Here is a 12,495-nt window from a genome sequence, read left to right as displayed (position 1 = left end):
AAGGCTACTTTGTGGCTCTTCACTCAGGCGCAATTAGGTGCGCCTTTGCTTTAAACAATCAATAAAACTGATTACTTCAATTCATTAATAGCCTTTTACCGATTATAACGCCCATGTCAGACTAGGCTCATTATTTAAGAGGAATACGACATGATGAATGAATTGAAAAACAGTGAAGGTCAACATATCCCAGATGTGTCATTTGCTATTCGCGATGGCGAGCAATGGCTCAAGCTTACCAGCGAAGGAATCTTTAAAGGCAAAACGGTCATTGTTTTTTCTTTGCCAGGCGCATTTACGCCGACATGTTCATCAACCCACCTACCGCGATACAACGAGCTTGCTGATGTATTCAAGCAAAATGGCGTGGACGACATTGTTTGTGTTTCAGTCAATGACACCTTTGTTATGAATGCATGGGCACAGCACCAAGAAGCTGGCAACATTACCTTACTTCCGGATGGTAATGGGGAGTTCACTGATGGCATGGGGATGTTGGTCGATAAAAATGATTTGGGCTTTGGCAAACGCAGCTGGCGCTATTCAATGCTTGTCAAAGACGGTGTTATCGAAAAGATGTTTATTGAACCAAACAAGCCTGGTGACCCGTTTGAAGTGTCTGATGCAGACACCATGCTTGAATACATCAATCCACAACAAATCAAGCCACAACCTATCAGTATTTTCACAAAGCCTGGATGCCCATTTTGTACTAAAGCAAAAATGCTGCTTCAACAGCGTGGTATGGCCTATGAAGAAATCGTGTTAGGGAATGAAGTTACCATGACAACGCTTAAAGCAGTGTCAGGCAGAACAACTGTTCCGCAAATTTTTATCGGTGGAGAGCACATTGGCGGTTCGGACGAGCTAGTACTACATTTTAACTAGGTTGGCGGCCCCTGCAGGAATCGAACCTGCAACTACCCCTTAGGAGGGGGTTGTTATATCCATTTAACTAAGGGGCCACTGGCCCCATTATCAGCTAATTTAACCTTGAATAGCAACAACTTAAGAGTAATCAGCTAATAATCTAACCGTTCGACATCAAATCACTAATTACAAAGTATGGAATAAATTGTCGCGCACTTGCTTTAACGACTTGGTCTCGGGTCCCGACCACACGAGCATGTACGACTACGCCGTTTTGGCGGTACACCAAAGTCCCTGTCAATATATGGTCAATCCCCACATTCTTTGCAAGTTCTTCACTGTCTCGTGTGAGTACAAAATCCCCATCTTGTTGCACTTCAATATAAGGGGTTAACTTGTGTTCGACCGTTGAATAGCCAAAGCGCTGCAGATCGCCAAGTAGCTCTTGCGCAAGTTGGTTTCCCAAAGCGTTAGTACTATGCAGGGTATGATCGAAATCAACAAAACTTGCGACGGCAATATGACTCACATATTGGCTGGTCATGCTGTCACTCAGCTTAAGGGCCAACTGCTGCGTGTAGTCTCCAAGTTGTTTGTGATGTGTGCTTTGTAGTTTGGTGTCGACTTTTATTTCTAATGGGTTGATATCAACATGCGTTGAAGCGCCCATAGCTGCTGTGTTTATCGTCAGCACAAGCAGGCTCGGAAGTAATAGATGCAAACTCATGTTCTCTACTCAATTAGCTTTTTTAATGTATCGGCTGATTGAGCAGGAACTTTAATGTCATTTAAGCAGACTATATACGCTTGCAATGCGCTGTTGGTAGGGCGTTAATTCGCCTGTTTAAGTTCAACACCCGCATAGCTTGAAGTACTGAGTAATGAATCAACGACATCATGAGGCAACAGCCCTTGTGCTGATGCGATGACCATCTTTGATTTCAAACCAACGATACGCGCATTCACTAACACGCCACCTTGGTGCTTAACCAAGGTGCCAGCTAATACATGCGACATGGGGTGATCTTGCTCAAGCTCAAGGAAATCACGGCTAAATGTAAAGTCTCCCTGCGGTGTAACGCGGATATAGTCCATTGTTTTGTAGTCAATGACCGGAACACCAAACTCATGGAGTTCATGCATAAAGCTCTCAGCTAATTGGTTACCCAATAAATTGCCTTGCTGATAGTCACTGTCTAAAAATACGAAACTGGTTACCGCCATAGGCTGCAAAAGAGCGCCCTAATCTATGTTGCTAATCATGTCTTGCATTAACGCTTGCACATAATGATTAACATTCTTTACGCTTCTACTGGTGTTCAATTCTCGTTGGCCGTGAACCTGAATCGGGCTTGCCATGGTTTGATACACATTTACATCCGTACCAGAAGTATTACTCGCTGAAGCCCCAATGACCTGAACTTGCTGATTTGCCTGTTCATTTTGAGAAATTACATACTGTCTCATTTCATCTTCATCAGAAAACCATGCATTTGTGCCAGAACAACCACTTAGCATAACAATCATGCTTAGGGATAATGTGAAAGTTAATTTGTTCATGATGAATCCTCGTTAGTAGGCTCGGCGTTGCAAGTGGCCATTGGTGATACGCACTTTATCGGCATGCATCAAAATTGTGTTAGGTAAATAATCGGTTGCCGCCGCTACCACTTGATTATTATCCGAATCAATCATGCGCACATTGACGACATACGCATCTTCTTGTTCGATAAGCGTGCCCGTGACATAGAAGTCGATTTCCTGACGTTGCGATAGTTGCTCAACATCTCGACTAAGCATGACATCGGCATGGGGTTCTAAAGCAATGTTATTGCGTGTGCGGTATTCAACAACCGTAAACCCCATTTGAGTGTAAATGGTCATAAAGCTTTCTTGCAATTGCAGGGCAATATCTTGCTGCTGCCAAGGTACGGAATCTGCTTTCAACGTTTTTGGCGGCAAAAAAGTGCCGACCGCAACCTTCGCTCCGTAAGGCAGTGAGCGCAATGACGAAGCCATACTATTCGCCAAGCGTACACTGTGCTGATGGATTGAATTCTGTTGTACAGGGTGATATTCCGCCACTCTCGGTACAACCTCAATCCGCTGGCTCGGCGCGCATGCTTGCAACAGAGCACAACCCACTAATATAGAAATGATACGCACACCAGCCTCGCTGCTTTGCAAATTGAATAACTAGCATATCAAAAGCAAAAACAGTGCCACATAGCGTTAACGAGCGTCAGTTGCCGTTTAAGGGGGAGTAAAAGCTTAACAGCTTTGGCGTTTTTCCAACCGGTAAGGGATCAACACTGCATCGGTTGCACGTTCAATAAACAACTCGGCGGCTTTCATGCCTTTATCGATACTATTCTGATGTATGGTAGTCAACGGAGGGACGGAGCGTGTCGCTTCTTCTACCCCATCAAAACCAACTACGCGAATATCTTCAGGGATGCGCAAACCTAAGCTATTAATTTCAGCGATGGCGGCCAGTGCAATCAAGTCACTCATACACAGCAAAACATTTGGCCTAGGCAGTGAATTTAATGCTTCTTTTGCTGCAATTGAGGCGTAATGATAGTTGCTCTCTGGAATATTCCACAAACGATCTGGAGCAAGAGATATGCCTTGCTCCACCAGAGCCTGTTGATAACCTTGCAGGCGCTGGATGGATATAGATGCTTTGCTATGAGCGTCAGGCATCTCGTAAACACGACAAGTGACTTGTGAGTCTATCAATCTCAATCCAAGCACTGCTACATTATCGTTGTTATCATGCAGCGCCAACTTGGCAATTTCGTAGGCTGCTTGTTGATTATTGACAATCACACTCGCTCTACGGTCAATATCAAAGTCGGCTGTAACGACCTTCTTAGCCGTGTTTTTTAGCTCTTCAATCAACTTTGGATTACGAGGGGTACCGTAGCAAATAAAGCCATCAACGAAATCACAGACACTATCAATGCTGTCGGAGGCACCTGAAAACAACAAAATATTGACTTTGTTTTTCTCCAATACAGCCGACACACCTTTTACAAAGTCACTGGCGATGGGATCGGTAATCATGTATTCGACACTATCGGGCAAAACGAGCGCCACAATGTTGAAGCGCCCACTGCGCAGTGATTGCGCAGCCTTATTGGGTCCTGTGTAGCCTAGCTTTTTACATGATGCGAGGATTTCTTCGCGGCGCTTTTCAGAGAGTTTGATCTGGGCGATTAAATGCATTGGAAACCGTCGCATTGGAAACCCCTAACTCTTTAGCGATGCTTTTCAGCGTCCATATTTTCTTCTGTGCCATGCCTAACCCAAAAAGCAGCTTTTATAACGTTGCAATACTAACTGATACTGACATGCACTTTTATCATTAAATCACCAAAAAAAACAGTAACTCGCCGTTATCGTGACAGTAAATCAGATAGATTAACAGTTAGGCTGTTACCAGCGGTTATAGTTTGAATCTCGCAACTGCGCTTTGCTAAATCAAGATTTAATGCTGCTACCTCATCACCTAGTCGCCAGGTCATACTAAGAATCGCTCCCTTCCCTTGCACACTAAATTGTCCATCAAATGCACTATGACTATTTCGTAATACAATCAATTTGCTTAACGCATCAACAACAGGACGTTGCTTCGCCTGCGCTATTTTTTTTGCATCCAAATAAGGGCGGTTGATATCTCGACCAACGTTGGAAGTGGCCAGAAGTTGCATGTCATTATGTTGTGCTAACAAACCACCGTAATAAACTTGCGGTGTGCCTGGGCTGAAAAATTGGATTGCACGCGCGACAAGGTAATCATCATCGTCCTGACCCAATGCGTCGTAGTAAGTACAGTTGACTTGGTATAAGTCGACATTACTTGCTGCCGCCCCCGTTGCCTTCTTACTTTGTCCTTGGCTTTTCTGGTGAATGGTTTCAACCAGAGTATCGATTTCCTGATTGCTCAGTAAACCCGGCTGACCATCCATTGGTCCAACATCAATAATGCCAATACCATCATGAGTATCGAGTACGGTAATACAGTTGCGTGGTGAAATTGTGAGCCAATTCACTAAGGCGGTGACATCTTGATTGAAAATACTGTGCAACACCAAAGGTGGCAGTGCGAAGTCATAAACCATCCCAACTCGCTCAGCGATTTGAATCTGCGTCTTGTAGTAAGAATGAATTTCGACCAAGGTCTCAATACCCAATGATTGGGCGTACTCGGATAATTCACTGATAAAATCGAATGTTTCATCGAGCATAAAACAACTCGTGCCCGCCTTTTTAATCGCATAACCAGCCGCATCAAGGCGAATCATCTTGATGTTATTGTTTGCAAAGGTGGTAAGGATGCGATGCAAATATGCTTTTCCGGCTTCTGAGTGCACATCTATATCAATCTGATTATCAGTAAACGTTGTCCAAAATTCCTCTACTTCACCATCAGGTAAGGTAAATGAGGTAAAGCAACTGCCGGGCCTTGGTCGGTATATTTTACTCTGTAGCTCAGCAGTTAAGCCGCTTGGAAATACTTTATCTTTGGTAAGAAATAGCTCCCAATAGGGTGATTTACGTCCCTTTGCCATTACGTCTTTAAATTCTGGTGATTGAGCCGACATATGGTTGACGATGAGGTCCGCCATTAACTCCGTTTTTTCTCCCAGTGTTTTCACATCATGCCACGTGCCCAAGCGCTCATCCACTAATGTATGATAGATAGGGTCAAACCCTGCATCACTGCCATCAATAGGAAAATAAAATGGCAGCAAATGTACGCCACTAAATAGTTGGCGCAAGGGCCCTTCAAGGGTTGCTGCCAATTCAGGAACACCTGCTCCCGTTAATCTATCTACATAAGTGATGAGCTGAACTTTGTTTTTCATACGCCGACCATAAATTAGAAGTTGAACAACTTAATCGATTAAGATATATGTTATATACAATTTACATTTGATCAAGAATAATTTTACTCTCTTGGTACGAGTGTTTAAAAAATAAATGATATTAACAATAAGACGATAGGCGCTCATAGTTTGCAGTAAATAGGGCCGCTCTCTGAAGAGGAAATGCAGATGCAATCACCCAGTCACTCACACCCTGAAGTTAGTCAATCGGTCGTAGAGAGCACCTCCGTAGCACAAATTAAAATACTGACTTACATGATGTTCTTTGTTTTTGCGATGACCTCTGATGCGGTGGGTGTGATCATTCCTGAGCTTATCAACACCTACAACCTGACTCTTACGCAGGCGAGTGCATTCCATTACATACCTATGATGTTCATTGCCCTGGGGGGGCTATTTTTGGGCTACCTTGCGGATAAATGGGGGCGCAAAGCGACAATAATCACCGGATTGGTGCTTTTTTCCATCGCTTGTTTCTTATTTGCCGCAGGTAGCTCCTTTTTATACTTTCTCACCTTATTAGCCCTCATCGGTTTAGCCATTGGACTCTTTAAAACGGGGGCCCTTGCACTTATTGGTGATATCTCGGGAAACCATCAAGAGCATACCGCGACGATGAATAAAGTAGAGGGATTTTTTGGCGTGGGGGCGATTGTTGGTCCTGCGGTAGTTAGCTACCTGCTCACTGCCGGCGTGTCATGGAAATATCTATACCTCTGTGCTGGCGCTCTGTGTGTACTTCTGAGTCTGGTTGCTTTAAGAGCAAAATACCCTGTCACCAAGCAAAGCCAAGGTGGCCAAATCAATCTTAAAAACGCACTTCTATTGATGAAAGACCGCTACGCAATTGGCTTTTCCGCAGCGGTGGCCCTGTATGTTGCCACCGAAGTGGCCATTTACGTGTGGATGCCAACATTGCTCAGTGACTATGAAGGGTCAATGATGTGGCTCGCCACCTATGCACTGACTATTTTCTTTGTGCTGCGCGCTGGCGGAAGGTTCTTGGGAGTTTGGGTTTTACGTCACCTAAGCTGGCAAAGTGTATTATTCTGGTTTTCGACCGCGGTATTCTTGTGTTACTTGGGCACTGCACTCTTCGGCGTCGCGGCTGCCGTGGTATTGCTGCCCCTATCAGGTTTATTTATGTCAGTTATCTATCCCACTCTTAATTCAAAAGGCATCAGCCATTTCGAGCCGTCTCAGCACGGTGCTATCGCTGGCGTTATCCTATTTTTTACCGCAGTGTCTGCCGCCGTTGCACCGCTATTAATGGGGTTAATCAGTGACTTATTCGGGCATGTCTCCTTCGGCTTCTACCTCGCTACAGGCTTAGCAGGCGCGCTAGCCATTGGTAGCGCATACAACTTGAAAACAAAACAAGATTAGTTTCCCTTTAATTACCAATTACTTAAATAGGGTCTTAGTAAGCTGTTCAAAATACAGCTTGCTAAGATATAAAAATTTTATTAATAATTAACTTAATCGATTAAGAAACCTTTGTAGTACGGTTAACAACATCAACAACACATAATGAGAATCTGGGGTGAGTAAATGAAACGTGCAACATTCAAAACGTTTTTATTAAGTTCATTAGCCATGGCTATTTGTAGCAATCTAAGTGCCGCTGAAGCAGAACAAACCGAGCAAACACAAGGGGATGCAAAAGGACTTAACTTTGAGCGCATCATGGTGACAGGTGTACCACGTAATTCAACCGTTATGGCATCAAGCGTATCTGTTAGTAGCTTTTCGAGTGAACAACTTGAAGTGACCACACCGCGTTCGACCGCTGAAGCATTTCGTGCAATTCCTGGGGTACGCTCAGAATCTTCAGGTGGTGAAGGCAATGCCAACATAGCAGTACGTGGCTTACCCGTAGCAGCGGGGGGCGCAAAGTTTTTGCAACTTCAAGAAGACGGCTTACCTATCATGCAGTTTGGCGACGTCGCTTTTGGCAATGCTGACATCTTCTTACGTTTGGACAGCACAATGCAAACCGTGGAGTCGATTCGCGGAGGTTCAGCGTCAACCATGGCCAGCAACGCACCAGGCGGCATCATCAACGTGATCAGTAAAACAGGCGGTGGCGATACGGGCAGCATTGCAACTACATTTGGCTTGGATTACGACACCTTCCGTACTGACTTCGAATATGGCGGTGAGATAAACGATTCAACTTACTTTCACATCGGCGGCTTTTTCCGCCAAGGCGAAGGGCCCCGAGAAGCTGGTTTTACAGCTAACAATGGTGGCCAGATTAAAGCGAATTTAACCAAGGAATTCGACTCTGGTTATGTGCGCCTGTATTTAAAACACCTAGACGACAAAGCTATAGGATACCTGCCAATGCCTATGTATGCGGATGGCAGTTCAATACCTGGATTTGATTCCCAAACAGACACTCCTCATTCAGCTTATTTCTTATCCACCTTGTCCTTGGGCGCCGACGGAGAGTTACGTCGCGGTGATATGCGCGACGGTATGCACCCACAAGTCAATGCGATTGGTTTTGAGGCATCATTTGATTTAGGGAACGATTGGGAAATTGAAAATCGCTTTAGAAAATCGAGCGTGAAAGGTTCATTCTTATCGCCATTCCCTGCTGAAGTTGCTGACGGAGCAACCATCGCTGAATCTATAGCCGGTGATGGAGCGACTCTAAGCTATGCCAATGGGCCATCTGCTGGGGATAGTTTCAGTGGGGGCAATATCATGCGTATTCATACTTTTGATGTGCAAATGAGTGATTTCGACTCCTTAGTCAATGACCTAAAGCTCACCAAAGTCATAGAAGATACCAGCATTACCTTTGGTTACTACAAAGCGTTGCAAAACATCAGTATGTCTTGGATGTGGAACTCTTATCTAATGGAGCTTAAAGGTGATAATGCTGCACTATTAGATGTCACGGCGGCGGATGGTACGAGTTACTCTGATAATGGTTTATACGCTTACGGCGTGCCTTACTGGGGCAATTGTTGTCAACGTAACTACGACACTGAATATGACATTAGTGCCCCCTATTTGGCCGCCTCATCTCAATTAGGAGACTTTTTGATTGATGCGAGTGTTCGCCATGATAGTGGTGAGGCTACGGGTTATTACGCGGGAGCGGTGCAATCAAGCGTTGATATGAACCGAGACGGCGTTATCTCACAACCGGAAATGAGCGTCTCTTCTATTGATAACGCCAATGCTTCGCCTGTTAATTACGACTGGAGTTACACCTCATGGTCAGTAGGCGCTAACTACATGATCGATGAAAATTTAGCGACTTTTGCCCGTGCTAGCCATGGTGGTCGTGCCAATGCCGACCGCTTGGCATTCGGTAAAATCAATCCTGATGGGTCAGTTGCAAAACAAGATGCGGTAGACGAAGTCGATCAGTACGAATTAGGCATTAAATATCGCCATAATGACTTCTCGCTATTCGCCACAGCCTTCAGCGCAGAGACTGAAGAGCAAAACTTTGAAGCCACCAGCCAAAAATTCTTTGACCGTGTGTACGAAGCGTATGGTGTGGAACTAGAAAGTACGTATTTCATCGGCGATTTCGATATTCGCGGTAACCTGACATGGACCGATGCCGAGATAACGAAAGACGCTATTAACCCTGACGTTGTGGGCAACATCCCACGTCGTCAAGCTGACTTAGTCTATTCTTTACTTGCTCGCTATAACTTTGAAAAAGGCTCGGCAGGGTTGGGCTTTACGGGTACCACAGATGCCTATGCACAAGATAACAACGATCTTGAATTCGACGGTTACACACAAGTGAATGCCTTTGCTTCGTACATGCTTTCTGACGCAATGACGGTGTCTGTAAACATTAATAACCTGTTCGATACAACAGGCATCACCGAAGCAGAGGAAGGTTCGGTACCAGACAATGGCATTATCCGCGCCCGTACAATCAATGGCAGAACCAGTTCTTTGACACTGAGATATGAGTTCTAATTTTTAGCAACAAATGCAGGGGGTAGTTGCGATGTCATTGCACCCAAAGGTATCGTCCTTACCCCCAGCCCCCTTTTATAGGGATCTGATTTTGGAGTCAGGATGTTTTCACTACTTAGTTATGGTGAAGTGTTAATCGATTTTCTTCCCAGTGATCACACCAATACACAATACCTACCGCTAGCTGGCGGTGCACCTGCAAATGTGGCTGTTGCCTACGCCAAACTAGGCGGCCACAGTTATTTTGCCGGAGGTATCAGCAGAGATGCATTTGGCGAGCACCTGTATTCACAGCTCAAAAATTACGGCGTAGACACCTCGTACGCTACACGCATCAATGATGCCAACACTGCAATTGTACTTGTAAGCTTGGACCCAGATGGTGAGCGCCATTTTAATTTTTACCGTCGCGATACGGCGGATACACGCTACCAACAAAAACACATAGACCATATTAATTGGCCAACGTTGGGATTATTTCATTTTTGTTCAAACACACTCACCACCCAGAGCATGTATTTAAATACTGTCTATGCTATCAATCGTGCTAGGGAAAAGCAGGTCTGCGTGAGTTTTGACGTAAACTTGCGCCAGCAACTTTGGCAAGATGAAGCACTGATGCCGGCACGTGTCGATGAATGCTTACATCTTTCAGATATTGTGAAGCTATCTCGAGATGAAGCAGATTATCTTGCTACACATTTTAACGAGGATGTTGAGAAGTACGTAGGTCGACTACTTGGCTATGGCATAAGCCTCGTAGTGGTAACTGACGGCCCCCATGCAGTCCACCTATACAGCAAACTGTTTACGGCTAACGTGCCCGTGCCTGTTATTCACGCTGTGGACACAACCGCCGCAGGCGATAGCTTTATCGCTGGTTTTATTTATTACTTGAGCCAGCACTTGCAAAGCAAAGAGGAATTAAAAATACATACGGTAAAAACGCATGACATCATGGTTGAGGCAGCCAAATTTGCCGCCCTGTGTGGCGCAAAAACTTGCCAAAGAAAAGGGGCATTCGCCGCCCTACCATCACAAAAAGAGATACAGTAAGCACGATTTATAATGACCCTGAGAAAGCAAAAACGGCCATTGTGGCCGTTTTATTCGTATTAGATAGCGACTGGCGCTTTAATATGCGGGTGCGCTTGGTAATCAACCAATTCAAAGTCATCAAAGGTAAAATCAAAGATGTCTTTGACTTGTGGGTTAATTCGCATAGTAGGCTTAGCATAGGGTGTACGCGACAACTGCTCGTCTACCTGTTCTAAATGATTTAAGTACAAGTGCGCATCACCAAAAGTATGCACAAAATCACCTAACTCCAAATCACATACTTGCGCAATCATCATGGTCAATAACGCATAGCTTGCAATGTTGAACGGCACACCTAAAAAGATGTCTGCACTGCGTTGATATAACTGGCAGCTCAACTTACCGTCTAACACGTAAAACTGAAACAGCGTGTGGCAAGGTGGCAAGGCCTGTTTGCCCATGGCCGCATTTTCACTGGGGCTGTATTGTGTGTCGGGCAACAAAGCAGGATTCCACGCGCTAACAATCAAGCGACGAGAATCTGGGTTTGTTTTTATCTGCTCAACCACGTCTTTGATTTGATCAATGACCTCACCGTTAGGGCCTTCCCAACTACGCCACTGCTTGCCATAGACGGGGCCGAGTTCACCTTCTTCAGTTGCCCAACCGTCCCAGATGCGCACGCCATTATCATTAAGATAAGCAATGTTGGTATCACCGTTAAGGAACCAAAGAAGCTCATGAATAATCGACTTCAAATGGCACTTTTTAGTGGTAACTAATGGAAAACCTTCTTGCAAGTTGAAGCGCATTTGATAACCAAACACACTGATTGTACCGGTACCGGTGCGATCTTCCTTTTTAAAGCCATGCTCTTTGACATGACGCATCAATTCTAAATATTGCTTCATCGTCGATTAATTCTTCTGTTGTGCTGTGATTGGTGCAGTGCGATATGCCCAATAGCATAACGCAGCACCGACAATAACCATAGGCAAAGATAAGATTTGGCCCATCGAAATAACGCCGCCAAACAGGCCTAAATGTGCGTCTGGTTCGCGGAAGTATTCAATCGCAAAACGGAATACACCATAACCGAGTAAGAATACGCCGCCAATACTGCCTGCTGGTCTGGGTTTTCTAATAAACCACTGTAAAATTAAGAACAGCACAAAGCCTTCGAAAAATGCTTCATACAGTTGCGACGGGTGACGAGGCTCTGGCCCGCCAGTTGGGAAAACAATCCCCCAAGACACATCGGTGGTGCGTCCCCATAGCTCACCATTGATGAAGTTTCCGATACGCCCAGCAAGTAGCCCCAATGGCACTAAAGGTGCAACAAAGTCGCCCACTTCTAAAAATGATTTGCCGCGTGATTTAGCGAACCATGCAACTGCGGTCAGTACACCGAGTGTGCCGCCATGGAATGACATGCCACCTTGATCAATTCTAAATAAATACAACGGGTTTTCGAGGAAGTAACCAAACTGGTAGAACAGAACGTAACCTATACGCCCACCCAAAATTACCCCTAACATGCCATAAAAAAGTAAGTCACTGACTTGCTCTTTTGTCCAGCCTGAACCTGGTTTGGCTGCCTGACGATTTGCTAAGAACATAGCCAAAGCAAAACCGATTAAATACATTAGTCCGTACCAACGAACGGCAACGGGACCCAATTCAAAAATTACAGGGTCAATCTGCGGAAACTCTAAAGCCATAATTTCATTTTTGC

General features: G+C 44.9%; 11 protein-coding genes, 1 tRNA gene and 1 pseudogene. 4 read left to right on the top strand and 9 right to left on the bottom strand.

What is annotated here, in order from left to right; all coding sequences use genetic code 11:
* Positions 1–153 precede the first annotated feature (153 nt).
* Positions 154–888 carry a glutathione peroxidase gene (locus ACH19P_RS05935; RefSeq protein ID WP_462159316.1) on the top strand — a complete coding sequence of 245 codons (735 nt, stop codon included), beginning with the start codon at positions 154–156 and terminating at the stop codon, positions 886–888.
* A 2-nt stretch (positions 889–890) separates the two neighbouring features.
* On the opposite strand, the gene ACH19P_RS05930 is transcribed toward ACH19P_RS05935, so the two are convergent.
* The 7 genes and pseudogenes from ACH19P_RS05930 to gtfA form a co-directional block, all read right to left on the bottom strand.
* A tRNA-Arg gene (locus tag ACH19P_RS05930) sits at positions 891–965 on the bottom strand.
* Positions 966–1,030: 65 nt separating this feature from the next.
* Complete coding sequence (locus ACH19P_RS05925) at positions 1,031–1,597, bottom strand: FlgO family outer membrane protein (RefSeq protein WP_462157600.1); 567 nt, start codon at positions 1,595–1,597, stop codon at positions 1,031–1,033.
* Between the two features lie 104 nt (positions 1,598–1,701).
* Entirely contained in the window at positions 1,702–2,094 is a 393-nt protein-coding gene (locus ACH19P_RS05920; protein ID WP_462157599.1) for a FlgO family outer membrane protein, read from the bottom strand.
* An 18-nt stretch (positions 2,095–2,112) separates the two neighbouring features.
* Positions 2,113–2,430 carry a hypothetical protein gene (locus tag ACH19P_RS05915; RefSeq protein WP_462157598.1) on the bottom strand — a complete coding sequence of 106 codons (318 nt, stop codon included), beginning with the start codon at positions 2,428–2,430 and terminating at the stop codon, positions 2,113–2,115.
* A gap of 12 nt (positions 2,431–2,442) precedes the next feature.
* A complete protein-coding gene (locus ACH19P_RS05910; RefSeq protein ID WP_462157597.1) occupies positions 2,443–3,036 on the bottom strand; it encodes a FlgO family outer membrane protein in 594 nt (197 codons plus the stop codon).
* Between the two features lie 105 nt (positions 3,037–3,141).
* Positions 3,142–4,174, bottom strand: a pseudogene (locus ACH19P_RS05905) (LacI family DNA-binding transcriptional regulator).
* A gap of 97 nt (positions 4,175–4,271) precedes the next feature.
* Positions 4,272–5,744, bottom strand: coding sequence for a sucrose phosphorylase (gene gtfA, locus ACH19P_RS05900; protein ID WP_462157595.1), 1,473 nt, complete (start codon positions 5,742–5,744; stop codon positions 4,272–4,274).
* 276 nt (positions 5,745–6,020) lie between these two features.
* Here gtfA and ACH19P_RS05895 point away from each other — a divergent pair, with 276 nt between their 5' ends.
* The 3 genes from ACH19P_RS05895 (at position 6,021) to ACH19P_RS05885 (ending at position 10,778) form a co-directional block, all read left to right on the top strand.
* Positions 6,021–7,151, top strand: coding sequence for an MFS transporter (locus ACH19P_RS05895; protein WP_462159315.1), 1,131 nt, complete (start codon positions 6,021–6,023; stop codon positions 7,149–7,151).
* A gap of 165 nt (positions 7,152–7,316) precedes the next feature.
* Positions 7,317–9,722 (top strand): TonB-dependent receptor domain-containing protein, encoded by a 2,406-nt coding sequence (locus tag ACH19P_RS05890; protein ID WP_462157593.1) that lies wholly within the window; start codon positions 7,317–7,319, stop codon positions 9,720–9,722.
* Positions 9,723–9,824: 102 nt separating this feature from the next.
* Positions 9,825–10,778, top strand: a complete 954-nt coding sequence (locus tag ACH19P_RS05885) for a carbohydrate kinase family protein (RefSeq protein ID WP_462157591.1) — start codon at positions 9,825–9,827, stop codon at positions 10,776–10,778.
* Positions 10,779–10,837: 59 nt separating this feature from the next.
* Here ACH19P_RS05885 and ACH19P_RS05880 read toward each other — a convergent pair whose 3' ends face one another.
* Together ACH19P_RS05880 and lgt are read right to left on the bottom strand one after the other, a co-directional pair.
* On the bottom strand, positions 10,838–11,671 hold the full coding sequence (locus ACH19P_RS05880) for a thymidylate synthase (RefSeq protein ID WP_462157590.1): 834 nt from the start codon (positions 11,669–11,671) through the stop codon (positions 10,838–10,840).
* Between the two features lie 6 nt (positions 11,672–11,677).
* The gene (gene lgt, locus ACH19P_RS05875; RefSeq protein ID WP_462157588.1) at positions 11,678–12,481 is read right to left on the bottom strand and encodes a prolipoprotein diacylglyceryl transferase; all 804 of its coding nucleotides are present in this window, start codon (positions 12,479–12,481) and stop codon (positions 11,678–11,680) included.
* Positions 12,482–12,495: the final 14 nt, after the last annotated feature.

This window comes from Pseudoalteromonas sp. GB56, assembly GCF_054923835.1.
This window is presented reverse-complemented; position numbering and strand designations above follow the sequence as displayed.

Bases quoted from the DNA above. Each gene is read 5' to 3' on its own strand.
- ACH19P_RS05935 (WP_462159316.1), top strand. From the start codon at position 154: ATGAATGAATTGAAAAACAGTGAAGGTCAACATATCCCAGATGTGTCA.
- ACH19P_RS05925 (WP_462157600.1), bottom strand. From the start codon at position 1,597: ATGAGTTTGCATCTATTACTTCCGAGCCTGCTTGTGCTGACGATAAAC.
- ACH19P_RS05920 (WP_462157599.1), bottom strand. From the start codon at position 2,094: ATGGCGGTAACCAGTTTCGTATTTTTAGACAGTGACTATCAGCAAGGC.
- ACH19P_RS05915 (WP_462157598.1), bottom strand. From the start codon at position 2,430: ATGAACAAATTAACTTTCACATTATCCCTAAGCATGATTGTTATGCTA.
- gtfA (WP_462157595.1), bottom strand. From the start codon at position 5,744: ATGAAAAACAAAGTTCAGCTCATCACTTATGTAGATAGATTAACGGGA.
- ACH19P_RS05895 (WP_462159315.1), top strand. From the start codon at position 6,021: ATGATGTTCTTTGTTTTTGCGATGACCTCTGATGCGGTGGGTGTGATC.
- ACH19P_RS05890 (WP_462157593.1), top strand. From the start codon at position 7,317: ATGAAACGTGCAACATTCAAAACGTTTTTATTAAGTTCATTAGCCATG.
- ACH19P_RS05885 (WP_462157591.1), top strand. From the start codon at position 9,825: ATGTTTTCACTACTTAGTTATGGTGAAGTGTTAATCGATTTTCTTCCC.
- ACH19P_RS05880 (WP_462157590.1), bottom strand. From the start codon at position 11,671: ATGAAGCAATATTTAGAATTGATGCGTCATGTCAAAGAGCATGGCTTT.
- lgt (WP_462157588.1), bottom strand. From the start codon at position 12,481: ATGGCTTTAGAGTTTCCGCAGATTGACCCTGTAATTTTTGAATTGGGT.